The 23,130-nt window shown below is 60.0% G+C and carries 25 protein-coding genes, 3 tRNA genes and 1 other RNA gene; 10 read left to right on the top strand and 19 right to left on the bottom strand.

Translation table 11 applies throughout. From position 1 onward, the window contains the following. Positions 1–188 precede the first annotated feature (188 nt). Positions 189–947 (top strand): undecaprenyl-phosphate galactose phosphotransferase family protein, encoded by a 759-nt coding sequence (locus AC6EI9_RS06845; RefSeq protein ID WP_498469957.1) that lies wholly within the window; start codon positions 189–191, stop codon positions 945–947. Here the strand turns inward: AC6EI9_RS06845 and cbiB are convergent. From cbiB to AC6EI9_RS06820, 5 genes are read right to left on the bottom strand one after another with little or no spacing between them, the layout of a single operon-like run. Then, a complete protein-coding gene (cbiB, locus tag AC6EI9_RS06840; RefSeq protein ID WP_498469733.1) occupies positions 941–1,945 on the bottom strand; it encodes an adenosylcobinamide-phosphate synthase CbiB in 1,005 nt (334 codons plus the stop codon). The two genes, AC6EI9_RS06845 and cbiB, sit on opposite strands and share 7 nt — an antisense overlap. A 28-nt stretch (positions 1,946–1,973) precedes the next feature. Continuing rightward, on the bottom strand, positions 1,974–2,969 hold the full coding sequence (gene ilvC / locus AC6EI9_RS06835) for a ketol-acid reductoisomerase (protein ID WP_498469732.1): 996 nt from the start codon (positions 2,967–2,969) through the stop codon (positions 1,974–1,976). Between the two features lie 56 nt (positions 2,970–3,025). Continuing rightward, on the bottom strand, positions 3,026–3,628 hold the full coding sequence (locus tag AC6EI9_RS06830; RefSeq protein ID WP_066906823.1) for an ATP-dependent Clp protease proteolytic subunit: 603 nt from the start codon (positions 3,626–3,628) through the stop codon (positions 3,026–3,028). 52 nt (positions 3,629–3,680) lie between these two features. Further along, positions 3,681–4,352 carry an ATP-dependent Clp protease proteolytic subunit gene (locus AC6EI9_RS06825; protein ID WP_067094175.1) on the bottom strand — a complete coding sequence of 224 codons (672 nt, stop codon included), beginning with the start codon at positions 4,350–4,352 and terminating at the stop codon, positions 3,681–3,683. Between the two features lie 29 nt (positions 4,353–4,381). After that, positions 4,382–5,536, bottom strand: a complete 1,155-nt coding sequence (locus tag AC6EI9_RS06820; RefSeq protein ID WP_498469731.1) for a PIN/TRAM domain-containing protein — start codon at positions 5,534–5,536, stop codon at positions 4,382–4,384. A 70-nt stretch (positions 5,537–5,606) separates the two neighbouring features. Between AC6EI9_RS06820 and hemW the strand changes: the two genes are divergently transcribed. Further along, positions 5,607–6,869: a radical SAM family heme chaperone HemW gene (gene hemW, locus AC6EI9_RS06815; protein ID WP_498469730.1), complete on the top strand. Its 1,263-nt coding sequence runs from the start codon at positions 5,607–5,609 to the stop codon at positions 6,867–6,869. Here hemW and panB read toward each other — a convergent pair. Then, positions 6,757–7,599 carry a 3-methyl-2-oxobutanoate hydroxymethyltransferase gene (panB, locus tag AC6EI9_RS06810; RefSeq protein WP_498469729.1) on the bottom strand — a complete coding sequence of 281 codons (843 nt, stop codon included), beginning with the start codon at positions 7,597–7,599 and terminating at the stop codon, positions 6,757–6,759. The two genes, hemW and panB, sit on opposite strands and share 113 nt — an antisense overlap. A gap of 44 nt (positions 7,600–7,643) precedes the next feature. On the opposite strand from panB, the gene ffs reads away from it, so the two are divergent. Further along, an RNA gene (gene ffs, locus AC6EI9_RS06805) (signal recognition particle sRNA small type) lies at positions 7,644–7,740 on the top strand. A 65-nt stretch (positions 7,741–7,805) separates the two neighbouring features. Here ffs and ftsZ read toward each other — a convergent pair. The 5 genes from ftsZ to miaB form a co-directional block, all read right to left on the bottom strand. Then, positions 7,806–8,966, bottom strand: coding sequence for a cell division protein FtsZ (ftsZ, locus tag AC6EI9_RS06800; protein WP_498469728.1), 1,161 nt, complete (start codon positions 8,964–8,966; stop codon positions 7,806–7,808). Between the two features lie 72 nt (positions 8,967–9,038). Then, the gene (locus AC6EI9_RS06795) at positions 9,039–9,881 is read right to left on the bottom strand and encodes a cell division protein FtsQ/DivIB (RefSeq protein WP_498469726.1); all 843 of its coding nucleotides are present in this window, start codon (positions 9,879–9,881) and stop codon (positions 9,039–9,041) included. Beyond that, the gene (locus AC6EI9_RS06790; RefSeq protein ID WP_498469725.1) at positions 9,881–10,291 is read right to left on the bottom strand and encodes a hypothetical protein; all 411 of its coding nucleotides are present in this window, start codon (positions 10,289–10,291) and stop codon (positions 9,881–9,883) included. The genes AC6EI9_RS06795 and AC6EI9_RS06790 overlap by 1 nt, the downstream gene beginning before the upstream one ends. A 25-nt stretch (positions 10,292–10,316) precedes the next feature. Next, a complete protein-coding gene (locus AC6EI9_RS06785; RefSeq protein WP_498469724.1) occupies positions 10,317–11,378 on the bottom strand; it encodes a D-alanine--D-alanine ligase family protein in 1,062 nt (353 codons plus the stop codon). A 39-nt stretch (positions 11,379–11,417) separates the two neighbouring features. Continuing rightward, a complete protein-coding gene (miaB, locus tag AC6EI9_RS06780) occupies positions 11,418–12,728 on the bottom strand; it encodes a tRNA (N6-isopentenyl adenosine(37)-C2)-methylthiotransferase MiaB (RefSeq protein ID WP_498469956.1) in 1,311 nt (436 codons plus the stop codon). A gap of 396 nt (positions 12,729–13,124) precedes the next feature. Between miaB and AC6EI9_RS06775 the strand changes: the two genes are divergently transcribed. Then, complete coding sequence (locus AC6EI9_RS06775) at positions 13,125–13,289, top strand: hypothetical protein (protein ID WP_498469723.1); 165 nt, start codon at positions 13,125–13,127, stop codon at positions 13,287–13,289. Here AC6EI9_RS06775 and AC6EI9_RS06770 read toward each other — a convergent pair. Beyond that, positions 13,281–13,427: a hypothetical protein gene (locus tag AC6EI9_RS06770; protein WP_498469722.1), complete on the bottom strand. Its 147-nt coding sequence runs from the start codon at positions 13,425–13,427 to the stop codon at positions 13,281–13,283. The two genes, AC6EI9_RS06775 and AC6EI9_RS06770, sit on opposite strands and share 9 nt — an antisense overlap. A 546-nt stretch (positions 13,428–13,973) precedes the next feature. On the opposite strand from AC6EI9_RS06770, the gene AC6EI9_RS06765 reads away from it, so the two are divergent. Further along, positions 13,974–14,174: a hypothetical protein gene (locus AC6EI9_RS06765; RefSeq protein ID WP_498469721.1), complete on the top strand. Its 201-nt coding sequence runs from the start codon at positions 13,974–13,976 to the stop codon at positions 14,172–14,174. A 180-nt stretch (positions 14,175–14,354) separates the two neighbouring features. Here AC6EI9_RS06765 and AC6EI9_RS06760 read toward each other — a convergent pair whose 3' ends face one another. Next, the gene (locus tag AC6EI9_RS06760; protein WP_498469720.1) at positions 14,355–14,501 is read right to left on the bottom strand and encodes a hypothetical protein; all 147 of its coding nucleotides are present in this window, start codon (positions 14,499–14,501) and stop codon (positions 14,355–14,357) included. Positions 14,502–14,542: 41 nt separating this feature from the next. Further along, positions 14,543–14,615: transfer RNA gene (locus AC6EI9_RS06755), tRNA-His, on the bottom strand. A 44-nt stretch (positions 14,616–14,659) separates the two neighbouring features. Between AC6EI9_RS06755 and AC6EI9_RS06750 the strand changes: the two genes are divergently transcribed. Genes AC6EI9_RS06750 through AC6EI9_RS06740 form a run of 3 tightly spaced genes read left to right on the top strand, consistent with a single transcriptional unit; the run spans position 14,660 to position 17,682 of the window. Beyond that, positions 14,660–15,088, top strand: coding sequence for a DUF4359 domain-containing protein (locus AC6EI9_RS06750; protein ID WP_498469719.1), 429 nt, complete (start codon positions 14,660–14,662; stop codon positions 15,086–15,088). Beyond that, positions 15,085–16,326, top strand: coding sequence for an amidohydrolase family protein (locus AC6EI9_RS06745; RefSeq protein WP_498469718.1), 1,242 nt, complete (start codon positions 15,085–15,087; stop codon positions 16,324–16,326). The genes AC6EI9_RS06750 and AC6EI9_RS06745 overlap by 4 nt, the downstream gene beginning before the upstream one ends. Before the next feature lie 24 nt (positions 16,327–16,350). Continuing rightward, complete coding sequence (locus AC6EI9_RS06740; protein WP_498469717.1) at positions 16,351–17,682, top strand: FAD-binding oxidoreductase; 1,332 nt, start codon at positions 16,351–16,353, stop codon at positions 17,680–17,682. Here AC6EI9_RS06740 and AC6EI9_RS06735 read toward each other — a convergent pair. From AC6EI9_RS06735 to murA, 5 genes are all read right to left on the bottom strand, one after another. Beyond that, positions 17,672–18,181 (bottom strand): pentapeptide repeat-containing protein, encoded by a 510-nt coding sequence (locus tag AC6EI9_RS06735; RefSeq protein WP_498469955.1) that lies wholly within the window; start codon positions 18,179–18,181, stop codon positions 17,672–17,674. The two genes, AC6EI9_RS06740 and AC6EI9_RS06735, sit on opposite strands and share 11 nt — an antisense overlap. Positions 18,182–18,222: 41 nt before the next feature. After that, on the bottom strand, positions 18,223–19,392 hold the full coding sequence (locus AC6EI9_RS06730) for a bifunctional folylpolyglutamate synthase/dihydrofolate synthase (RefSeq protein ID WP_498469715.1): 1,170 nt from the start codon (positions 19,390–19,392) through the stop codon (positions 18,223–18,225). A 66-nt stretch (positions 19,393–19,458) separates the two neighbouring features. Continuing rightward, positions 19,459–20,679 carry an aspartate aminotransferase family protein gene (locus AC6EI9_RS06725; RefSeq protein WP_498469714.1) on the bottom strand — a complete coding sequence of 407 codons (1,221 nt, stop codon included), beginning with the start codon at positions 20,677–20,679 and terminating at the stop codon, positions 19,459–19,461. A 111-nt stretch (positions 20,680–20,790) separates the two neighbouring features. Continuing rightward, a tRNA-Leu gene (locus AC6EI9_RS06720) sits at positions 20,791–20,872 on the bottom strand. A gap of 38 nt (positions 20,873–20,910) precedes the next feature. Further along, entirely contained in the window at positions 20,911–22,209 is a 1,299-nt protein-coding gene (murA, locus tag AC6EI9_RS06715; protein ID WP_498469713.1) for a UDP-N-acetylglucosamine 1-carboxyvinyltransferase, read from the bottom strand. Between the two features lie 144 nt (positions 22,210–22,353). Here murA and AC6EI9_RS06710 point away from each other — a divergent pair. Together AC6EI9_RS06710 and AC6EI9_RS06705 are read left to right on the top strand one after the other, a co-directional pair. After that, a tRNA-Leu gene (locus AC6EI9_RS06710) sits at positions 22,354–22,437 on the top strand. Positions 22,438–22,880: 443 nt separating this feature from the next. After that, complete coding sequence (locus tag AC6EI9_RS06705; protein ID WP_413403647.1) at positions 22,881–23,129, top strand: DUF8653 family protein; 249 nt, start codon at positions 22,881–22,883, stop codon at positions 23,127–23,129. Position 23,130: the final 1 nt, after the last annotated feature.

Below are 23,130 nucleotides of genomic sequence, written 5' to 3'. Positions count from 1 at the left end.
GCTTCGGGACAGGGGCGGGGGACGGCAATCGCATGAGAAACTTCTTGATCAATCAGTCGCGTGATGAGACACGTTTGGATCTTGGGCCTCAGGCGTAGCTGGCTCTGTGCCTTTGCGGTTACTGGCCTGTTCATGCTGACGAATGCATGGCCTTGCGTTTGATTGGGATGAGACGCGAGGGACAACGTTTGGTGAGTGCTCCCCGTCGTGCCGTGCTTTCTGCATCGCCCTCCAAGCTGCGGCGTCGCGCATCACGCCGACATCTTGAATTGGTGGCAGCTCCGCCTTCGAGCCTCCCCGCGCTGACGCTTGTTGGACGCCAGAGCAGGCTTGGGCGATCGCTCAAGCGCAGTGGTGATGTTGTTTTTGCAGCCGCGGTGCTGGGATTGGGCTCGCCGCTCTTTCTACTTTTAGCCGTGTTGGTGAGGCTCAGCTCGCCTGGTCCAGTGTTCTATGTGCAGAAGCGGGTCGGGCGCGGCTATCGACCGTTTGGATGCATCAAATTCCGCACAATGCGTCCTGACGCTGATGCCGTTCTGGCCCAGGTGCTGGAGCGATCTCCCGAGTTGAGAGCTGAATTTGATCGTGATTTCAAACTGAAAAACGATCCCCGAATCACACCGATCGGACGGTTTTTGCGTCGTTCAAGCCTTGATGAACTCCCGCAGTTCCTCAATGTTTTGCGCGGTGAGATGAGCGTGGTCGGCCCACGCCCAATCATTAACAAGGAGATCAGTCGTTACGGCGATTACATGGATGAGGTCCTGGCGGTCCGGCCTGGTCTGACCGGTCTCTGGCAGGTGAGCGGCAGAAACAACCTCAGCTACCCCAAGCGGGTAAGGCTTGATCTGGCTTATGCCCGCGGTCGTTCGTTATTGCTCGATCTGGCCATCATCCTGCGCACCTTCGGTGTGTTGCTGCTGCCGATGGATCGTGGTGCTTACTGAACACGTGCCTGCAGGCTCCAGCTCAACAAGGCCGCGATCAGGATCCAAAGCAGTTCAAGCCGTCCTGTCAGCGCCAGGATTCTGCTGATCCCTTGCGGATTTGCTTTGGGCTGATCAGCTCCAAGCAGTGGTTTGTCCACCCAGCGATCGCTATAACGGTTCCTGCCGCCGAGTTGCACGCCCGCACAGTGCGCATAGATCGCTTCTGAGCGTCCCGCATTCGGGGAAGCATCGTGCCGACCCTCCGATTCGGCTGAGCTGACCAGCGCTGGCCACTGCAGCCACGACCTGCTCACCAAAGGCAGGGTCAGCATGACCAAGCGGCAGGGAAGCCAGGTCAGGATGTCATCCAACCGTGCGCCTGCCGTGCCCAGCCAGCGCAGCGTTCCTCTGCGGTATCCCAGCATGGAATCCAGGGTGCTGGCCGCCTTGAATCCCCAGGCCAGGGCCAGTGGACCGGGAGCGTCGGTCCATCCCAGGCTCCAGAGAGCTGCACCCACCAACATCCAGAACAGCGGTGCGAACAGCCCGTCCACCGCATTCTCACTAGCGGTTTCAGCGCTGGCGCGCAGGATCTCGTCTCCATTGAGTGAGGCCGTGTCGCGGCCCACGATCCAGCTGAGCTTTTCTCGTGCTGCTGAGAGATCGTCGCCGCCTTTGCAGGGAAGGGCTGCAATCACGTTCAGCACACTTTGTTCAAGACTTCTGGCTGCCAGTGCACTGGCAAGGCCTGCGACCAGCGCAACCACCGCGATGCTCTGGAGTGCGCCCTGCGTGTGCAGTGCGATCCGTTCGATCAGCCAACCGATGCTGGCGCTGCCAAGGGTGAGCACCAGTGTGATCGCCAGTCCACCCAGACGCAGCCACTGGGGGTGATCACCGCTCCAATGTTCAACGGCACGCCGCAGTGTGCTGATACAACGACCCATCCACACCACAGGGTGAGGCGACCAGAGGGGATCGCCGATCAGCCGGTCGAGACCGGCCGCGGCTATCACCAGGAGAAAGGGCTGAATGATGCCCTGTTCAGGACGCTTTCAGCCAGCTGAACATCGAACGCAGACCCTTGCCCACTTCCTCGATCTTGTGTTCGCCGTCGCGCTTGCGGATCTTGTTCATTTCGGGCTTGCCGGCTTCGCACTCAGCCACGAAGTTCTTGGCGAAGGTGCCGTCCTGGATGTCCGCGAGGATGCGCTTCATCTCCGCTTTGGTGTCGTCGGTGATCAGCCGAGGACCACTCACGTAATCGCCGTACTCGGCGGTGTTGGAGATCGAGTCGCGCATGGCTGACAGACCACCCTTCACCATCAGATCCACGATCAGCTTCACTTCGTGCAGGCACTCGAAGTACGCCAGCTCAGGCTGGTAACCCGCTTCGACCAGGGTCTCGAAGCCTGCTTTCACCAGTTCGGACAGGCCGCCACAGAGCACCGCCTGTTCGCCGAACAGGTCGGTTTCGGTTTCTTCCTTGAAGTTGGTCTCCAGGATTCCGGCGCGGGTGCCGCCTATTCCCTTGGCGTAGGCCATGGCCAGGCCACGGGCATTGCCGGAGGCGTCTTTTTCAATCGCGAACAGTGCGGGGACGCCCTGACCGTTCTGATACTCCCAACGCACGGTGTGACCAGGCCCCTTGGGGGCGATCATCACCACGTCCACATCGGCCGGAGGCTGGATCAGGCCAAAACGGATATTGAAACCGTGGGCAAAGCTGAGAACCTTGCCAGCGCTGAGATGTTGCGCGATTTCCTTGTCATAGACCTCTTTCTGGAACTCATCGGGCAGCAGCACCATGATCCAGTCCGCCTTGGCGGCAGCATCCGAGACGCTCAGAACCTCCAGTCCATCGGCCTTGGCTTTGTCAGCGGAGCGGCTTCCTTCATAGAGGCCCACCACCACGTTCACGCCGCTGTCCTTGAGGTTCAGGGCGTGGGCATGGCCCTGGGAGCCATAGCCGATGATGGCAACTGTCTTGCCGCTGAGCAGCGAGAGATCGGCATCGGAGTCGTAAAAAAGCTGAGCCATCCGGACGATGAACGTGGAGCTTGGTAACGACCGAGCTTACGCAAGTGCCGGATCGATCAGGCCTCGTTGGGGTGGGCGATCACCCGGTCGATCAGTCCGTAGTCCTTGGCCTCCTCGCTGCTGAGGAAGTAATCACGATCGGTGTCCTTCTCGATTTTCTCGAAGCTCTGACCGCTCATCTCAGCCATCGAGCGGTTGAGCATCTCCTTCATGCGCAGGATCTCACGCGCTTCAATTTCGATGTCGCTGGCCTGTCTTTGGGCCGTTCCGCCCAGGGGCTGGTGAATCATGATCCTGCTGTGGGGCAGGGCCAGACGCTTGCCTTTGGTCCCTGCCGCCAGCAGGAAGGCTCCCATCGACGCCGCGAGGCCCACGCAGATGGTGACCACGTCGCTCTTGACGTATTGCATGGTGTCGTAAATCGCCAGGCCAGCCGTGACAGATCCTCCCGGAGAGTTGATGTACAGGTAGATCGGCTTGCTGCTGTCCTCGGAGTCGAGATACAGCATCTGGGCAACCAGGCTGTTGGCGACCGCGTCATTGACCTCGGAACCGAGAAAAAGGATTCGCTCCACTCCCAGTCGGGTGTAGATGTCCACCCAGCGCTCCATCTGGCTGCCGGGGAGGCGGTAGGGAACGCTTGGGGTACCGATCGGCATGAGTCCTGGTGGGGTGAAGAGAAAGCAGTAAACGTGAGACGGGAGGCCTGGATCAGCCAGCAGGAACGGGAGCTGGAAGCTCCTTACGGCTTGAGAGCACTCGATCAATCAACCCGTAGTCCTTGGCCTGGTCAGGGGTGAGATAACTCATGCGATCGGAATCCTTCGAGAGTTCCTCCACGCTGCGGCCGGTGTTCGTCGAAAGGATTTCGAGCATGGCTCGCTTGTTGTGCAGCACCTCCTTGGCACGGATCTGAATGTCCGTTGCCTGGCCTTGGGCTCCGCTGCGGGGCTGATGCAGGACGATTGAGGCGTGGGGCAGGGCAGCGCGGTGGCCCTTGGTTCCGGCAGACAAAATCACTGCCGCTGTGCCCATTGCCTGGCCGATGCAGATGGTGTGGACCGGCGGCTTCACATACCGGAGGGTGTCACAGATCGCGAAGGCCTCCGTTTCAAAGCCGATGGCATCTCCGGTGTACCAGCTGGTGCCGGTTGAATTGATATAGAAGTAAATCGGCTTGTCGGGATTATCAAATTCCAGGAAAAGAAGCTGAGCGATAATCAGTTCAGTGACATCGAGTCCGACCTGACGTTTGGTGTCGTCGTCGGAAAAGAGCGGTAGTCCCAGATAAACAATGCGCTCCTTGAGAAGCAAGGACGGCAGATCCGGGGGCGGGGTCCGCATCACCGACGAATCGCCGTAATAAGGAGCTGATGTGGTCATCCGCGTCGGGCTGCCGTGGTCGGTGGAGCCTAGCGGGACTCTGGGGTTGGACGCTCATTCCGCCGGTTTTTGCGGGGAGGTTTTGCTCCAGGACTGCTCTTGCTGGTGGCGGTTGTTTCACCATCTTTGTCGAGCCGACCGAACACCATCCGACCGCTTGGATTTTGTAAGGCTCCCGTGATCACCACGGCCCGTCGTTCACCAATTGCAGCTCGTGCGTTTTCAATCACCACCATCGTGCCGTCTTCCAAGTAAGCCACGCCCTGGTGTTCTTCCTTGCCTTCGCGAACGATTTTCAGGTTGAGTTCATCCCCAGGCTGCACTTCAGGGCGCAGGGCGATCACCAGTTCGCTGAGGTTCATCACCTTGAGCTCCTTCACCCGAGCCACCTGAGCAAGGTTGAAGTCAGCCGTCACCAGCGTGCCGCCCGTGTCTTCCGTGAGCTGCAGCAGACGATCATCGGTGCCAGCACCGTCGTAGCGGGTCGTGTTGATCACCAGACGTTTGTCGTAGGTCTCGCGCAGCGCATTGAGCAGCTTCAGACCACGTCGACCCTTGCCGCGTTTCTCGATGTTGTTGGAATCGGCCAGTTGCTGCATTTCGTTGATCACCGTCTGGGCCACGATCACCTTCCCCTCCAGCAGTCCGCAGCCGATCATTCCCTGAATACGGCCGTCGATGATCACGCTGGTGTCGAGGATTTTGGCGGTGGCCGGTGTGAGCACACCATCCGCCACCAGCAGGGCTTCCGTGGAGGTTGGGTTGAAGAGCCTCAGCAGCGTTCGTCCATGCACCTCGGCGAGGTTGTACCCCAGCACGCCGAAAAACACATTGCTGAGAATCGCTGCCAGGGGTTTCACCAGAGAGCTGGCGCCGGCCAGAGGCAGCAACAGAATCGGGGCCAGCAACAGGTTGGCCACCAACAGGCCGAGGATCAGTCCAACTGCCCGGCTCACCAGTAGATCGGTGGGCATGGTGCGCACCTGGTTCATCAGTCGCTGCCGCAGCCGGCGGAACACCAGGCCGGCCACAAGGCCGATGACCGCACCGCCGGCGCTCAGGCCCAAACGGACCTGCTGGGCGTTGGTGTTATCCAGCAATTCCTGCGGGAGCAGATGCACGCCCATCCAGCCGGTGGCCGTCCCGGAGATCAGGAACAGGATGATGATGAGCGCTTCGACCATGAGGTTGGGTTCTCACTGCCCAGTCCATTGCAGGCAGCATGCACCATTCTCACTCTCCTGGCTCGGGCTGATGACCGCACCCGCGCCCCGCAGCGCTTACATCCATATTCCGTTTTGCCATCGGCGCTGCTTCTACTGCGATTTCGCGGTGGTGCCGCTGGGAGACAAGGCGGATGCTCAGGGTGGGCCTGGGAGTCGCTCGATCGAGACCTATCTCGGCCAGCTGCTGCAGGAAATCGAGTGTTCTCCAACGGGGCCGCCTTTGGCCACGGTGTACATCGGAGGAGGCACGCCCTCGTTACTGACCCCTGAACAAGTGGGGCGTGTGCTCAATGCCCTGAGGGCGCGTTTCGGCTTGCAGAGCGGATCTGAAATCACTCTGGAAATGGACCCCGCCAGCTTTGAGCGGATGGATCTCGAGGCCTTGCTGCGCTGCGGTGTGAACCGGGTGAGTCTGGGTGGTCAGAGTTTTGACGACCAGGTTTTGCAAGCCCTCGGTCGCCGTCATCGCCGCTCGGATCTGGTGGAAGCCTGTGAATGGCTCCATGGAGCCGTTGAGAGCGGAGCTCTGCGCAGCTGGAGCCTTGACCTGATTCGCAATTTGCCTGATCAGAGCGACGACGCCTGGGCTGTGCAACTGGAGCGTGCTGTCGCGATGGGTGCTCCCCATCTCTCCATTTATGACCTCAGCGTGGAACCCGGGACGGTGTTCTCGAAGCTGGAGCAACGCGGTGAGCTGGAGTTGCCCGATGAGGACGGCGCTGCCGATCGGATTGCAGCCACCAGTGATCGCCTGGCCAGGGCTGGCTACTGCCGCTATGAAATCTCCAATTTCTCCAGGCCAGGCCATGCCTCCCGACATAACCGTGTGTACTGGAGCGGAGCCGGTTGGTGGGCCTTTGGTTTGGGCGCCACCAGTGCTCCCTGGGGTGAGCGCTTCGCCAGGCCCCGCATTCGAGAGGCCTATGGGCAATGGCTCGACCAGCAGCGGAGGGACGGTCCGCATTCGTCTCTGCTGCAGGCGCTGGCCCTGCCGATGAGTCTGGAGGATCGTCTGCTCGTGGGGCTCAGGCGACATGAAGGCGTTGACCTGCTGGAGCAAGCCCTCAGTTGCGGCTGGTCGTTGGAAGCTTGCAGCCGTTGGCTGCCTCAACTGGAGAATCGCTGGGCAGGATTTCTCACCACAGAGCTGATGCGCAGGCGTGGCGCTCGCTGGCAGCTCACCGATCCTCGCGGGATGGCTGTGAGCAATGCGGTTCTGGTGGAGCTGGTGGAGTGGTGGGAGGAGCTGACTGCTGACGCTGATCATCCAGCCAGTTGCTCAAAGCCTTAACGCTGAGGCCTCGACCATCCATCCTGGCTTGGCTGAAGGGTGGTTGTGATCGGGTGAGCCCAAGCAGATCAGCGGTGACGCTCACCTGCCCATCACAGTCATCTCCTGCACCGATTCCGATCACCGGGATGGCCAGACGCCGCCTGACCCGGCCTGCGAGTTCGGAGGGAACGTGCTCAAGCACCATGGCGAAGCATCCTGCCGATTCCAGTGCCGAAGCCTGCTGCAACAGGCGTTCCTGGCTGCGTGGATCCCTGGCCTGACGGCGGTAGCCAAGGCTGTGAACCGCTTGAGGCAACAATCCCAGGTGACCCATCACAGGGATTCCCGTGCGAACCAGGCGTTCGATGACCGCCAACACCTCGGGTTCGGCGCCCTCAAGCTTCACCCCAGCCGCATCGGACTGTTTGATCAGGGTGCCTGCAGCGGCCACCGCGCGATCCAAGCCGCACTGGTAGCTGAGGAAGGGAAGGTCGGTGATCACCAGCGGTTGTTGGGCCAACGGCTTGCTCAAACCTCGGCAAACCGCCTGGGTGTGCAGCAGCATCTGCTCCAGCGTGACGGGAAGGGTTGTGCTGTGCCCGAGACTGACCATGGCGAGTGAATCGCCCACCAGCACCACATCAGCGCCGGCGTCCTCCACCAGGGAGGCGCTCAGAGCATCCCAGGCGGTGAGCATGGTGATCGGTTGGCCGGTCTGCTTAAACCGGATCAGGTCAGAGGCGCGCAACCGCTTTCTCAACTCAGCGGACTTCCATTGCTAACATCGCAGACGACTCGGACCTATGCGGTTCAGACGCCCAAACTTGGTCAGAACCGGAAGGCAGCAGCCACACGGGATGCTCTGGACAGGCGTGGACTCCGGGTCACCACAATGAACAAGCCGACTCCGGAAAGCCAGAGTCGGGAACTGAAATCGGTTGACTGATTGCTGAATCAGTTGTTCTGACCGCCATCCTGGCGTTGCTGACGCTGTCTCAGGAATTCGGGAATGCGAGCACCGGAATCCTGAGATTCAGCGGGGCTGAACGCTGACGTGGCAGAGCGCGGAACGTTTCTCTCGGTGCGATAGGGCTGACCATTTTCAAATCCTGTGGCGATCACGGTCACGTGAATCTCTCCTTCGAGACGTTCATCCACCACGGCTCCAACAATGATGTTGGCCTCGGGATCCACCACGTCGTAAATCACTTCGGAGGCACTGGTCATGTCCTCAAGTGTCATGTCGCGGCCACCGCTGATGTTGATCACACAACCTTTGGCTCCATCGATGCGGGCAGCCTCCAGGAGAGGGCTGTTGATCGCGGTCTGGGCAGCTTCGATCGCACGGGATCGGCCGGATCCGACGCCAATGCCAAGCAGAGCAGTGCCGGCTTCCGTCATCACCGAGCGCACATCAGCGAAGTCAACATTCACCAGGCCTGGACAGGTGATGATGTCGGTGATGCCTTTCACACCCATGCGCAGAACATCATCCGCGCTGCGGAAGGCTTCCTGAAGGGGAGCGCTGCCAATCGCATCGCGTAGACGGTCGTTGGGAATCACGATGAGCGTGTCCACATGGTCAGCCAGCCGGGCGATGCCCTCATCGGCCTGACGCATGCGACGACGGCCCTCAAAGCCGAAGGGCTTGGTCACGATGCCAACGGTGAGGGCGCCACTTTCCTTGGCGACTTCAGCGACCACGGGAGCCGCTCCGGTTCCCGTGCCCCCACCCATTCCGGCAGCAATGAAAACAAGATCAGCACCTTGAAGCGCCTGCTGCAGGTCAGCGCGAGATTCTTCCGCTGCTTTCTGACCGATGCTGGGATTGCCGCCTGCTCCGAGGCCACGTGTCAGGGTCTGACCGAGCTGAACGCGATGCTCTGAAGACGATTGCAGCAACGCCTGGGCATCGGTGTTCAGAACTCTGTAGGCAACACCTTCGAGGTCACTCTGAATCATGCGGTTCACCGCATTGCTGCCACCGCCACCAACGCCGATGACTTCAATTCGGGCGGATTGAGAGGGAAGAATTCCTGCTGAGTCAGGAGAAGGGGACATCTGACCGCTCACCATCTCCATCGCCGTCGTCGAACCATTGAGGTGCGTGTGCATTATGTCCCTGCGAGCCACGATCGCCGAATTCAAATAACACTCGTTGTGGTTTCAGCACGCTGCAACCTCCGGTCAGGGTTTGCTCGTTTTCTGTTTCGGATCCGCTTTCAACTGCAATTCGGGTTTGGAGGGGTCTGATAGATCGATGCCGCTGCTGGCTTTGCCTCGCAGGGTTTCGGGAAGACTTTTCGACAGCAGGGCGATGGTGCTGAGCTGTTGATCCAGCAGCCGTTCATTGGAGCCCAGTCGCACCAGACCCAACGTTTGCGTGCGCAGGCTGAGATCACCATCGGGGGCGATATGAATCAGCGTCAACGGGCTGCCCAAGAGATCTCGTTTGTCCAGCACCGTCGCGATCATCGAACGCCGGCTGGGAATCCACCCCTCCACGCGCACCGCACTAGCGGGAGCTTCCCCCTGGCGCGCAACGGTGAGCGGCATCCAGTGGCCTTCAAGGTCGACCATGCCCTGTTCCTTGCCCCGCGCTCCCATCCGGCTTGCCGCGGCGATTGGACGACGATCCTTGAGTTCGATCTCCAGCCTGGGCGGGACAAGACGGCGCTGCACTGAGACGGATTGCACCGGGAGTTCTGCCAGTAATCGACGCTCAAGGCGACCTGGTTCCAAGGTGATCAAGGGCCTTGGGAAGCGCAGGCCGGCCGCTTTGACCACCGCGTCACTGCCGAGGCGATCGCTGCCTCGGACCGTGAGCTGCTGCTGCGAGCGCAAGCTCCAGCCGGCGCTGAGCAGAACCCAGATCAGTCCGATTGAGACTCCGCCAAACAGCAGGATGCGCCAGCTCTGAATCAACCGCTCCTGGCGTTTTTCCTGGCGAAGCCTGCGCCGGCGTTCAACCCCCGGAGGAAGCTGAGAGCTGCCGTTGCTGTCCTGTTTGTTGACTTTGGAGCGGGCCATCACAGGTCGCAACGCGCCTTCGCCATCAACTCATTCATCCAGCGTCGGGCCCGTTCCGCATCCGAGAAGGGCACGTCCATCTGTTGGCCTTCCCCGATCAGCCTCAGGCGGCAGCGACCCTGCGATTCATGGGCCAGCGGTGCATCACCCGAGGAGAGCGACATCAACTCCACCAGTTCCAGGGTCTTGATCACAAAGCGGCCTTCATCCTTAAAGCTGCCGGCATGGAAACTGCTCCAGCACAGCTCACCGTTCTTCAGTCGTGCTGCGCCGCAGCCATCGAGTTTGGCCAGCTCGGATGATTCGCTCCAGAGCCGAAACAGATTCTGCCGACGTCGCTCGAGCCAGCCCAAGGACGCCAGCAGCACAAACACCAGCAGCAGCGGGAACCAGAGCAAACCGTGCATCATTGCGGCAGCAGCAGAGGCAGTCGGCTCATTCTTGCGCTGTTGCCACCAGCTCCGCCACCAGCTGTGGCAAAGGAATACCAGAGGCTTCCCAGAGAGTGGGATACATGCTCTGAGAGGTGAAGCCCGGCAGTGTGTTGATTTCATTCAGCAAGATCTGCCCATTCGATTCGTCGTAGAAGACATCCACACGTGCCTGTCCGTAGGCGTGAACGGCGCGGCAGGCATCAATGGCTATGGCCTGAACCTGCTGACTGATGGCATCGGGCAGGGGTGCCGGGATCAGCGTTTGACTGCGTCCTTCGGTGTATTTGGTTTCGTAGTCGTACCAATCGGCGTCGAACCGCACTTCACCCACCACGGAGGCTTTCAGATGCGCACGCCCCAGAACGGCACATTCCAGTTCACGAGCCTCGACGCCCTGTTCCACCACCAGGCGCGGATCGAGTTCCGCTGCCAGTCGCAGGCCTGCCAGGAGTTGATCGCGATTGCGCACCTTGCTGATGCCTACGGATGAGCCGAGGTTGGCGGGCTTCACGAAGCAGGGATATCCGAGCTCCGTCTCCAGCCTGATCAGCACACGCTCCAGCAGCTCTGGATCGTTGAGGTCAGCTGCGTTGACTCCGATGTGAGCAACCTGGGAGATGCCGGCGTCGGCAAAGGCTGCTTTCATGACCAGCTTGTCCATGCCCACGGCTGATCCAAGTACGCCCGAACCCACAAAGGGTTGTTGCATCAGCGTGAACAGACCCTGAACCGTGCCGTCCTCTCCGTTGGGTCCGTGTAAAACGGGATACCACACATCGATTTGATCGGGATCCACCGGCAACTGGCGCAGACCTCGCGCAGGCAGTGGTTGAGGCAGCTGGTCATCGGGCAGTGCCGCCATCTGTTGCAGCACGCTGTTGGCGATGGTGTCCGGCCACCAGCGCCCCTCACGGTCGATGTAGACGGGAGTCACTTGGAACCTCTCCCGATTGCTGGGGTCGGCCAGGGCTTTGATCACCGTTGAGGCCGACCGGATTGAAACGTCGTGTTCCCCGGAAGCACCTCCGAACACCACGCCAACGCGGAGAGGGGAAGTCGGCATGGGGGGAAGAACTGTGAGAAGGTCTGCGCCGCAAACGTATCAGCCGTGCACCGGAGTGCCACTCAGAGAGAACGAACGCACCGCATTGATCCGAACCTGAACCAGGTCGCCCGGCTGATAGCTGCGGCCATCGGCGCTCTCCGCACTGAAAAACGTCAAGCGGTTCGTGCGCGTTCGTCCCATCAGCTGGGTGGGGTCCTTGGGATTGATGCCCTCGGCCAGCACCTCTTCGATCTGGCCGGCATAGCGGTCATTGCGCTCCTTGGCGCAGCGCTCCACCAGGGCATTGATCTCCTGAAGACGAGCCACCTTCACCTCCTCGGGAAGCTGGTTCTCCCAGTTCGCAGCTGGGGTGTTGGGACGTGGTGAATAGGCAGCCGTGTTCACCAGGTCAAAGCAGATCTCCTCAATCAGCTGCAGGGTTCGTCTGAACTGGGCGTCGGTTTCACCAGGGAACGCAACGATCACATCGGCGCTGAGTGAGGCCTCAGGCATGCGTTCACGGATGTAGTTGATGATCTTGCGGTAACGCTCGATGGTGTATCCGCGCGCCATGGCCTGCAGCACGTCGTTATCTCCGCTCTGAAAGGGGATGTGGAAGTGTTCGCAGAGCTTGGGCAGATCGGCGCAGGCATCGATCAAACGCCGTGTGAAGTAACGGGGATGGCTGGTGGCGAAACGGATCCGTTCAATTCCCTCAACGTCATGAACGTGATACAGCAGATCGGTGAGTGTGTTCTTGCGACGCCCTTCGACGGTGATGCCAGGTAGATCGCGTCCATAGGCGTCGATGTTTTGGCCAAGCAGGGTGATTTCCCGGTACCCCTGCGCGGCCAGTCCTTCCATTTCCAGCTTGATCGCATCCGGTAGGCGCGACTGTTCCTTGCCGCGCACAGAGGGCACAACGCAGTAGGTGCAGCGTTCGTTGCAGCCATAAATCACATTGACCCAGCCGCAGATGCTGCTGTCGCGGCGCGCGGTGGTGATGTCTTCAAGAATGTGATGCTCTTCAGTCGCCACCACCTGCTGACCGCTGTCAACTTGCTGCAAAAGGGTTTCCAGCCGATTGGCGTGTTGCGGGCCCATCACCAGATCCAGTTCGGGCACGCGCCGCAGTAGTGATTCACCTTCCTGCTGGGCAACGCAGCCCGCGACCACGAGTTTGAGATGGGGGTTGATGCGTTTCCGACGTGCCTGGCGCCCGAGGTAGCTGTAGACCTTTTGCTCGGCGTTGTCGCGGATCGTGCAGGTGTTGTAGAGCACCAGATCGGCATCGAGCTCGGCCGTGGCTTCCCGATAACCCATCGACTCCAGGATTCCGGCCATTCGCTCGGAATCAGCCTTGTTCATCTGGCAGCCGAAGGTGGTGATCCAGTAACTGCCCCGCTCCAGGCCTGGCACTTGAGCGGTTGAGGGAGACGCGGTAACGGTCAAGGCGGAGGGCCGTCCGATGGACCGCCGACGAGGGAACCTTCCTTCAGTGTGGTTCACAAACGTCTTGTGTCACCTTGAGGTTCGGTGTGCACGTTGCATAGGCTGGTCTCTGCGTCGGTTTCCGCTCACGAAGGCGGTTCCTTCGACGATCAGCAGAGGCACCCCACCGGCTGTGGAACGGACTGAACTGTGCCTCAGCCATGAGGGGATTACCGGTCTGTGAAACCGGTGGCCTAGACACCGGTCACCGCTCTTACGGATTGGAGGGCATCGAAGCAGAATTCCAGTGTGTGCTGCCTGTCCTCAACAGGCTTGATCCTGCCGATCGAAGCGTTGTTGATCCGCAGGCCAGGCCTCGAGAGTCATTTCGATGTGGTTGACGATCCTGATTTCAGGCTTCCGCTGGATCTAGACAGACTGTTGAATCCGTCAGCCACTGGTTTGGGAATCAGCTGCGAAGCCAAGGATTCAGGCTGATTGGCTGGCCTCCTGTTCGGCCAGTTCACGCAGGTAACGACGTCTCTGAGGGGACTCGTATCCAGTGATCTGGTAGGCCTTGACAGGTTTGCCAGACCTTCTCCACTCCCGATGGGGAGCAATCTCTCTTCGATTCATTTGAGTTCGACTTATCGGTTCTCGCGCAGTGGACCCTTCTGGGCTCTTCGGCGTTTCATGATTATTGCATGGTTTTCAAAAACATGCATCGAAGTCTGTTCAGCACAGAGTGATGGACCGTTGATTCGGCTCGACGTTTCCTGGAAGTTGTGGCGCATTTCTTGGCTCAATTTTGGTCTTCAATCAGCTTTTCGCCCCCATGAACTGCATGCGGAGCGCTCTGCAACTTGTTCCTGATGCTGTTTCTGTGATGCTGTTCCTGTGATGGTTGAGAAGTGCGGCTGAGTGGGACATGGCTTGGGTCGCTGATTGTCTGCAGCACCGTCGCCTTGATTTTTCAGTCGAGGTTGAATTGCCGCAATCTCAAATGGATCGCCACGTTGAAATCGTGTGCTTCCCAGAGCACTCACTGTCCCACTCGCGCGGGCGACATCTGGCTTCAAAAAGGCTGTTCAGAAGCCAGCTAAGTGAAGCAGTGTCTCCAATGCGGCCAGGCCCAGCAGGAATGTGGCCCCGAGAAAACTTGCCTCTTTCAGTCCTTTGGACATGAGCAGTGCCCCCAGAAAAACGCAGCCTTCTGAAGAGAACATTAATCAGCGGCGCTGCCCGAGATTGCTCAAAACACAAAAATATTTTTTGCCTATCAATGACAATCAAGTTTCTACAGTGTTCTGTGTCATTGGTCTCCAAAAGCCTGCTTTTGCAGCTGTTGGCGACACAAAAAATCGTGACTTTTCGTTGAGTTGATGATTTTTTGTTGCATGACTGCGTTGTGCATCAGGCCAGTGATCGGGGTCCCTGGCCGTTGATTCATGCTTCAGCGTCGGTCTGCGCTTGCTCAGCGCGCTTGGTTGTGGGCATTGCTAGATCCATGGTCACTGCTGTGGCCGCGATCGAGTGAGTTTTGAATCCATCACTCAGTGCCCTTCAGGCGTTGCTGCCATGCCTCTGCTGCTGATGCAGCCCGGCTGGATGATCAGCAGGCGTTGACGGTTGTCCAGCAGTTGGGCGCACGTCTCGGGATTGTTTGCAGGGATCCCATCCGGCATAGAGGGGATGATCTGCTCCAGGCATTGATCAGCACTGAAACAGGAAACCTGCTCAAAAGGTGAAAGGGCGAGCGAGGGGATTCGAACCCCCGAATAGCGGCGCCACAAGCCGCTGCCTTAACCACTTGGCGACGCCCGCCGCGTCAGTAAGAATCTATCAATTCGACCTGCAGTCACACTCACATGTCTTCGCCTCGTTGGCGCTGGCCTTCAGCAACGGCGGCAGCAGCTGTGCTGGTGGTGGCAGGAAGCAGTGCTGCGCTGTTCGTGACCAATCCCACCAGGGACGATTACCAGGACTTTGCAGGCAAAACATTGGTGAAGCTGGCCACCAAGGAGATCTGTGAGCGTCAGACCTTGCCGATGGTGCTGCAGCTTTGGATCAGTGACTGTCCTCGCTTGATCGCCGATCAAGAGCCGGCGCTGGCCTTGCTGGCCGACCAGTTCACCCGTCGCTGGAACCTCGGGTTGGCCAGTGTTTATGTCATGACTGTGGGTGGTCAGAACCTCTTGCCCGCCCTGAGATTGCCGCGCTACTCAGTAACCAGCCTCGGACTTGCAGGCCAGTTCTTGGTGCTCAACGCCCATTCGGATGCCGGCAAGCTCGAATGAGCACCACGTGGGTTTCGCTGGCATCCGGTGAGCTGACAGCACGCTGTCCTCGCTCTCTGCTCGATCTGGGCTCTGATCCGTGGCCAACGGCTGGTGTGGATGGACTGATTCCCGTGGTCCTGACCTGGTCTGGAAGCAGGATCGAGTCGGTGCGAGCCACGTCTGAGGCCACGGGGCTGGTGCTACCCCGACTGGTTGAACCCCATGCCCATCTGGACAAGGCCTTCTCCTGGAACGAGTACCCCAATCCGGCTGGCACCTATTCAGGAGCATTGGCGGCCAACTTCAGGGAGCACGAGACCCGCACGGCGGCGAAGGTTGAGCTGCGTGGAGAGCGCTGTTTACAGCTGGCCTGGCAACACGGTCTGCGGGCGGTGCGCAGTCATATCGACAGCCTCGGACCTGGCGCGAACTGCAGCTGGGAGGTGCTCTCCGATTTGCGCAACCACTGGAGTGAACGCATTGAGCTGCAGCTGGTCGCTCTGGTACCGATTGAGTACTGGTCCACTCCTGAGGGGGAACACCTGGCGGCTGTTGTCGCCAAGGTGAATGGACTGATCGGTGGTGTTCTGGCACCTCCCTGCAGAGGTCGGGCCACGCGCCGTGCTCTGCGTCGTTTGCTGGAGCTTGCGGATCGACACGGTTGCCCTGTGGATCTGCATATCGATGAAGCAGCCTCCCAACCTGCACAGGGCGTCCGCCAGCTGTTGCGTGTGCTTGAGAGCATGACCGTTTCGGTACCTGTCACCTGCAGCCATGCCAGCAGCCTGTCGCTGCTGTCAACCGGGGCACTGCAGCGGCTGGGATCGCGCATGGCGCGTCAGAACCTGCAGGTGGTGGCACTTCCGCTCACCAATGGCTGGTTGCTTGGTCATCGCGACAACGAAACTCCGCTGTGCAGGCCGCTGGCGCCGATCCGTCAGCTGCAACGCGCGGGGATTCCTGTGGCTGTTGGAGGTGACAACGTTCAGGACCCCTGGTACCCAGGCGGACAGCTTGACCCACTGGCACTCATGGCCATGAGCCTGCCACTGGCTCAGCTCGCCCCATGGGATGACCATGGCCTGAAGCCATTCGGCACCGATGCGACGGGTCTGATGGGGTTGGAGTGGGACGGACGGTTGCGTGCCGGAGCACCGGCGGACCTGATTCATCTGCCAGGTGGGGGCTGGCCTGAGTTGCTGTCGATGGCATCCCGACGTCGGGTTCTTGCCGGTGGACAGTGGGTGCAGGATTAGGCGTAACGCCCTTCAGACCGACCAATGCTTCCTGATGCCCTGCGAACTGAGCTGGCAGCAGTCCCTGGCCTCAGGTTGTTGACGCAGCCTGAGGAACTGGAACGGTTGTCTCGTGATGCCTACGACTACTCGCCGGTGCTGTCGAAGCGGTTGGCTGATTGCCGAGCAGAGCTGGTGGTGCGGCCGGACAGCGTGGAGGCGGTTGTTCGCGTGGCGGCAGCCTGCCGGCGTCATGCGGTGCCTCTGACCCTGCGTGGATCAGGCACGGGCAATTACGGCCAGTCCGTGCCGCTGGAATCTGGGGTGGTGATGGTGATGACCCAGCTGAGGTCCGTGCGCTCCATTGATCAGTCCAGCGGCGTTGCCGAGGTTGAGTGCGGATGCCTGATGAAGGATCTCAACAGGGAGCTGGCCGGTTTTGGCCGGCAGTTGCGTCTGATGCCGAGCACCTGGCGCAGCGCCACGATCGGTGGATTCATCGCCGGTGGTTCCGGTGGAATCGGCTCCGTGCGCTGGGGGTTTCTTCGCGATCCGGGGCACCTGCTCGGACTGGAAGTGGTGACCATGGAACAGGAACCGCGCGTCTTGCAGCTCGAGGCCAGCGATGCCGAGGCGTTGAACCATGCCTACGGAACCAATGGCATCATCACGGCCCTGCGGCTGGCCACGGCACTGCATGTTGATTGGCAGGAAGTGGTGGTGGACTGTCCGGACTGGGCGACGGCAGTGGAACTGGCAAGGCGTTGCAGTTCAGCAGCGATTGACCTGCATCTCTGCACCGTTCTGGAGGCAGCCGTTGTCGAATTGCTGCCGAAGTGGGATCTGCCTGAGCACCGTTGTGATCGCCTGTTGCTGCTGGTGGCTCCTGATGCGGTTAGCACGGTGCAGCGCCTGTCGGCAGCTGTGAGTGCTGATCTGACGCATCTGGGAGCGGAGTCCAACCGCCAAGGCAATGGTCTGAGGGAGCTGAGCTGGAATCACACCACCTTGCATCTGCGTCAGCGGGACCCTGACTGGACCTACCTGCAGATGCTGTTGCCCCAACCGGAGATCCACTGCCTGGAAACCCTCAAGCAGACCTGGGGTGATGATCTGCTCTGGCATCTCGAGGCTGTCCGGCAGCAGGGAGCTCAGCGGATTGCAGCCCTCCCTCTGGTGCGCTGGCGAGGCGTTGAAGCGCTCGAACAGTTAATGCAGCAATGCAGGGATCTCGGTGCTCTGATCTTCAACCCGCATGTGCTCACCGTGGAGGGTGGCGGCCTCGGTGTGGTGGATGGTGATCAGGTGGCCACCAAGCACCGTTACGACCCCGCCGGTCTGCTCAACCCAGGAAAACTGGGGGGCTTCAGCAATTGAGGCTGTCGCGAGTTGAGACACCCGTGCTGGGATTGATGCCTTCGGCGACCTGGCAGAGCCGGCGCTGATCATCCCGATCCAGCAGGGCGTCGCTGAAGTCAGCACCCTCCACATCGGCTCCGGCAAAGCTGCTGCCAGCGGCGATCACGCCGATCAGGAGGGCATCGCGTAAATCCGTACGCGTGAAATCGGCCCGGTCCATCAGCGAATCGCTGAGATCGGCTCCATGAAAATCAGCTTCGGCAAAGGCTCCCTGCGTGAAGATCGCCCCATGCAGATTGGCGCCGCTGAAATCAGCGCCGCGTCCCACGGCGCCGGCGAAGGAGGTATTGGTCAATTGCTGGTCGTGAAAGTCAGCATCGCTCTGATTGGTGAGTGTGTAGTCCACCCGGTCCTGAAACAGCGCCCTGTCTTGAAGGCCCACCCCAGCGGAGGTATCGAGGGCCAGAACAGTGAGCGGCGTCAGCCAGGTCATCACCAGGGTGAGTGCAGCAAACATCTTCAGCAGCGATCTCATGGTTCCAGCGAGTGGCTTGACGTTCACTCTGCCTCCAATGTGCCGTTTTCCATCAACTGGCCGATCAGATAGAGAGATCCGGCGATCACCGGGGCGGATGCGGGCCAGCCCTGATCCATCAGTTGGTTGAGTGCATCCAGGGCAGTCTCTGCTGACTTCAGTTGATGGGCCTGCAGCGGCAGCGCTGACTTCAGTTGTTCCAAGCTCCAGCAGCGATGCCCAGGCACCGGCACAATCCAGGCCTCATCCAGAGGGGCGAGCAGCTGTTGAAGCATCTCCGGTGCCTGTTTCTGCGCCTGGATCGCCAGGATCCAGATCTGCCGGCTGCCAGCTGATGGCCAACCGCAGCGTTCTCGTGCCAGCTCGATGGCGGCAGGTGGATTGTGGGCTCCGTCCACCCGCAGCCTCAAGCCCCTCCAGCGCATCCACTGCAAGCGCCCGGGCCAGCGTGCCGCTGTGAAGCCTTCTCGGATGGCCCCGCCTGAGATCACCTCACTGCGTGCACTCATCCACTGCAGTGCGGCTGCAGCCACGGCCCCATTGCGTTTCTGCACGGCCCCTGAAAGACCCAGGGTCCAGCTTTCATCCAGTGCATCGACCCACTGCAGGCTGCCTTGCACCTCGTTGATTCGTTGCTCGAGCACCGCAGACACCTCGGGTTCCTGGACTGCACTGATCACATGCGCACCCTCCCCGATAGCCGCAGCTTTTTCTGCAGCAATGGCCTGGAGGCTGGGACCCAGATGCTCGCGATGATCCATGCCGATCGATGCCACAGCGATCAGAGGCCGCCAACTGTGGGCTGTGGTGGCATCCAGTCGGCCTCCCAGACCTGCCTCCAGCACCAGCCAGTCGGGCCTCTGGGCTTCGAAGTGGATCATCGCGCTGCAGATCAGTTGCTCGAATGGAGTGAGGCGGCACTGTTCCGTCAGTGGTTGCAACCGCTCGAGCGTCTGTCGCAAGGTCGTGAGCGAGATCAACCGGTCGTTGACTCGGATGCGTTCACACCAACTCACCAGATGGGGCGACGTGGTCAGGCCTGAGATCAAACCGGCCGCCATCAGGCCATGGTGGATAAGGCAGGCAATGGACCCCTTGCCATTGGTGCCGATGACCTGAACCGCAGGAATCGACTGAGCTGGTTGGTGCAGCCGCTCCAGAGCGATCGTCATCCTGTCCAGCGACAGGTCCATGCCACGCACGTCAAAGCGCGGCAGCAGATCACTTAGTTCATGAGGGGGATGGCTAGGCCGCGTCACTCAGCTCACGTGGTTCAGTGCGCGTTCCAGGCGTGTGAGTAGGGCCTGGATCTCTCGGGCATTGATCACCAGAGCGGGCACCATGCGCACCACCTGAGCACCGGCGGGCACCACCAGCAACTGTTCTTCCAGGGCTGCTTTCACCACGTCCATCGCAGTGATTCCGCAATCCTGCTTGAGGACCAGGCCCTGAAGCAGCCCCCAACCACGCGATCCCTCCAGATAATCAGGGAAATGGTCCACAAGCCTGTTGAGGCCCGTACGCAGCTGGTCGCCCCGCTCACGCACATTGCGGAGCAGATTGCGCTTTTCGATTTCGCTGGCGACCGTCAGACAGGCCTGACAAGCGAAAGGGTTACCGCCAAAGGTGCTTGCGTGGTCGCCGGGTTCAAAGACATCGGCGTTGTGGCGCACCATCAGCGCGCCGACGGCGTGTCCGCCTCCCAGGCCTTTGGCCAGGGTGAGGGCATCGGGACGAACACCGAGCTGCTCATAACCCCAAAGCGTGCCGGTTCGGCCCATCCCCACCTGCACTTCATCGAAGATCAGCAGCATGTTGCGTTGATCGCAGTGCTCTCGGATTGCCTGCATCACCTCGGGATCACCGGGATTCACGCCTCCTTCGCCCTGAAGAGGCTCGATCAGCACCGCAGCCACGCGCGGACCGTTCTGTTCCAGGCGCTCGAGCAGCTGTTCGAAATCCGCGAGATCGTTGTAACGGAAGAACTCGAAGCCTTCCACCATGGGTTCAAACCCCTGGTGGTATCTGGGTTGCCCGGTGGCGCTGACCGCGGCCAGTGTGCGCCCATGAAAGCTGGCCGCAGCAGTGATGATCACCGGCCGTTCAATGCCCCGGCGCAGATGACCATGTTTCCGGGCCAGTTTGATCGCCGCTTCGTTGGCCTCAGCCCCTGAATTGCAGAAAAACACACTGTCTGCGCAGCTGTTGTTCACCAGCCACTTGGCCAGCGCTTCCTGCTCTGGAATTCGATAGAGATTGGAGACGTGCTGCAGCTTGCGCAGCTGCCCGGTCAGAGCCTTGCGCATCGCTCTGTTGCTGTGCCCCAGCGTGCAGGTGGCGATACCGGCAACGGCATCAAGATGGCGACGGCTTTTGTCATCCCAGACCCAACACCCCTTGCCGCGCTGGAGGGAGAGCGCAAAGCGGTTGTAGGTGCCCATCACCGCATCGGAAGGGGGCACTGGTGCTGGCTCCACCATGGATCGTTCAGGGCTGTTGCCCGGAGGACATCAATGACCAGCTCATTGTCTCGCAGTGTTCTGCCGCGTCAGCAGTGATCAGCTCAATCCTGTGGAGACCTTGAAGATCAATAGGAGCGGTCGGACTTGAACCGACAAACCCGAAGGCGGCGCATTTTGAGTGCGCTGCGTCTACCAATTCCGCCACGCTCCCGCATTGCGACTTTAGGTGATGCAGTTCAGAGCAGCGTCTCAGGAACAGTGACGTTCCAACTTCGCTCCGCTGGCCGTGAGTTTCGCTTCAATTCCGGCGTAGCCCCGGTCGAGGTGGTTCAGGCCGCTCACCTGTGTTCTGCCCTGGGCGACCAGGCCTGCCAGCACCATGGCAGCTGAGGCGCGCAGATCAGTCCCATTCACAGGCGCTCCACTGAGGGAGGGAACACCTTCGACGACAGCCGCATTGCCTTGAACACGGATGGCTGCACCCATGCGCTGCAGCTCAGCCACATGCTGCATACGGTTTTCGTAGATCTTTTCGGTGATCACGCTGGTGCCTTGGGCTGTCGCCAGCAAGGCCATGAACGGTGCCTGCAGATCGGTTGGGAAACCGGGGAAAGGCTGGGTGGTGATGTCAATCCCTTTGATGGTGCCCGGTGTGATCACGATGCCATCTCCATCGACCTCCAGATGGCAACCACAGTCGCGCAATTTCTGAAGCACGGAGCTCAGGTGATCAGGAACCACTGGGGCGACGCGCAGCGTTGAACGCGTAATTGCGGCAGCCAGCAGGAAGGTGCCTGCTTCGATCCTGTCGGGAATCACGGTGTAGTCGCAACCGTGCAGCCGCTCCACACCTTCAACGGTGATGGATGGACCGCCCGCTCCGCTGATGCGAGCTCCCATGGCATTCAGCAGGTTGGCGAGGTCCTGTACCTCAGGCTCCTGTGCTGCGTTTTCAATCACGCTGGTGCCTTCCGCCAGGCTTGCAGCCATCAGAATCGTTTCAGTAGCGCCGACGCTCGGGCAATCGAGAACAATCGAGGCAGCTTTCAGGCGCTTGCGATCGCCCGGAACCGTGGCCGAGACCACGCCATGTTCAACAGTCACCACCGCGCCAAGCGCTTTCAGTCCGCGGATGTGCTCCACAACAGGTCGAGCACCAATGCGACAGCCACCAGGCAGGGGAACCTTGGCGTGACCCATGCGAGCGAGAATTGAACCAATGGCGAAGAAGCTTGCTCTGAGCCCGTTGACGAGTTCGTAGGGAGGTTCCGCGCTGGTGAGGTCGGAGGCCTGGAGGTGAATGGTTTCACTGCTGCGCCGAACCTTCACCCCCATCGAAACCAGGATGCTCTCCATCCCATCGATGTCGGTCAGAGGCGGCACGTTGCTGAGGGACAACGTCTCATCCGTCAGCAGGGCAGCTGTCATCAGCACCAAGGCGGAATTCTTGGCGCCGCTCACACGCAGCTCACCATGCAGTCTGTTGCCGCCGTGGATCTCAAGATGGGGCTTGAGAATGTCTTGAGACGCGGGCGCCGCGGCTGTCATCCCTGTTATTTCCTGCCGAGTGCTTATCTTGGCGGCTATGCCTGAGACCGTCTAGACGGCCGGCCCCCAAACTGTCTTGGCGTTCGACGCAACAGTCGAGTGCCGATGTCGTATGTTTCACGGGTTGCTTTGCGACACACGCCAGCGGATGTGGCGGAATTGGTAGACGCGCTAGTTTCAGGTACTAGTGGCAGCAATGTCGTGGGAGTTCAAGTCTCCCCATCCGCATCGATCGAAACGAACTCTCGATGAGACTCCAGTCAGGTCTTGAGTTCGTCCTCAATTCTGAAAATATTTTTTGTATCACTGATTGATCATTAAGGTTGTTTTTGATTGATCTCAGTGTGGCTTAGTGGATTGCATGCATGAGGGCTGAATTGGGCGCGTTAAATCATGATTCGCATTGGCTTCGAGCAAGCGAATTCAGCCTCGAAGGGGTTTGATCGCACTGCTTCAAGGAGACTTCTGGAGTTGAGACTCTGCACTTACGGGATCACCTGCAGTTGACCCCTCTTGGCGGAGTGAGCTCAGGTGTTGCCTGAAGTCAGCTAGGCGTTGTGTTGATGCCCCAGATCACTGCATTGACAGCTGCATCGACAGCCGCAATGCGGCCAGAGTTCAACCTTCGCCATCCGAACTATCTTGTTTTGAGAAGGCTTCAACCACCGCCCATGATTGTTCTGAAGATCTCCAACTCATCAGAGGTTGTGGCGTCAAAAGTTGGAAAGTTTCTTGAAGCCCTCACCCCCGACAAGGTCGATCAGGCCGCAGTTGAAGACCAGGTCATCAAGAAGCTGGTGGAGAACCTCTCTGCTGAGGGCATCAAGGGCGAGATTGCCTCGGTGAACGGCGTCGATATCGAGGGCAGCGAACTCAGTCTTCACGATGGTCTGAAGGTGCGGAAGCACACCAGCTTCTGAG

This window comes from Synechococcus sp. MIT2312 (genome assembly GCF_059772315.1).
Note: the sequence above shows the minus strand (reverse complement) of the source record. Positions and strands in the feature narration are given on the sequence as shown.

Coding starts and splice junctions, on each gene's coding strand:
- ilvC (WP_498469732.1), bottom strand. CDS start 2,969: ATGGCTCAGCTTTTTTACGACTCCGATGCCGATCTCTCGCTGCTCAGC.
- AC6EI9_RS06830 (WP_066906823.1), bottom strand. CDS start 3,628: ATGCCGATCGGTACCCCAAGCGTTCCCTACCGCCTCCCCGGCAGCCAG.
- AC6EI9_RS06825 (WP_067094175.1), bottom strand. CDS start 4,352: ATGACCACATCAGCTCCTTATTACGGCGATTCGTCGGTGATGCGGACC.
- AC6EI9_RS06820 (WP_498469731.1), bottom strand. CDS start 5,536: ATGGTCGAAGCGCTCATCATCATCCTGTTCCTGATCTCCGGGACGGCC.
- hemW (WP_498469730.1), top strand. CDS start 5,607: ATGACCGCACCCGCGCCCCGCAGCGCTTACATCCATATTCCGTTTTGC.
- ftsZ (WP_498469728.1), bottom strand. CDS start 8,966: ATGCACACGCACCTCAATGGTTCGACGACGGCGATGGAGATGGTGAGC.
- AC6EI9_RS06795 (WP_498469726.1), bottom strand. CDS start 9,881: ATGGCCCGCTCCAAAGTCAACAAACAGGACAGCAACGGCAGCTCTCAG.
- AC6EI9_RS06790 (WP_498469725.1), bottom strand. CDS start 10,291: ATGATGCACGGTTTGCTCTGGTTCCCGCTGCTGCTGGTGTTTGTGCTG.
- AC6EI9_RS06785 (WP_498469724.1), bottom strand. CDS start 11,378: ATGCCGACTTCCCCTCTCCGCGTTGGCGTGGTGTTCGGAGGTGCTTCC.
- miaB (WP_498469956.1), bottom strand. CDS start 12,728: ATGAACAAGGCTGATTCCGAGCGAATGGCCGGAATCCTGGAGTCGATG.
- AC6EI9_RS06770 (WP_498469722.1), bottom strand. CDS start 13,427: ATGAATCGAAGAGAGATTGCTCCCCATCGGGAGTGGAGAAGGTCTGGC.
- AC6EI9_RS06765 (WP_498469721.1), top strand. CDS start 13,974: ATGAGCAGTGCCCCCAGAAAAACGCAGCCTTCTGAAGAGAACATTAAT.
- AC6EI9_RS06760 (WP_498469720.1), bottom strand. CDS start 14,501: ATGCCTGGAGCAGATCATCCCCTCTATGCCGGATGGGATCCCTGCAAA.
- AC6EI9_RS06750 (WP_498469719.1), top strand. CDS start 14,660: ATGTCTTCGCCTCGTTGGCGCTGGCCTTCAGCAACGGCGGCAGCAGCT.
- AC6EI9_RS06745 (WP_498469718.1), top strand. CDS start 15,085: ATGAGCACCACGTGGGTTTCGCTGGCATCCGGTGAGCTGACAGCACGC.
- AC6EI9_RS06740 (WP_498469717.1), top strand. CDS start 16,351: ATGCTTCCTGATGCCCTGCGAACTGAGCTGGCAGCAGTCCCTGGCCTC.
- AC6EI9_RS06735 (WP_498469955.1), bottom strand. CDS start 18,181: ATGTTTGCTGCACTCACCCTGGTGATGACCTGGCTGACGCCGCTCACT.
- AC6EI9_RS06730 (WP_498469715.1), bottom strand. CDS start 19,392: ATGGACCTGTCGCTGGACAGGATGACGATCGCTCTGGAGCGGCTGCAC.
- AC6EI9_RS06725 (WP_498469714.1), bottom strand. CDS start 20,679: ATGGTGGAGCCAGCACCAGTGCCCCCTTCCGATGCGGTGATGGGCACC.
- murA (WP_498469713.1), bottom strand. CDS start 22,209: ATGACAGCCGCGGCGCCCGCGTCTCAAGACATTCTCAAGCCCCATCTT.
- AC6EI9_RS06705 (WP_413403647.1), top strand. CDS start 22,881: ATGATTGTTCTGAAGATCTCCAACTCATCAGAGGTTGTGGCGTCAAAA.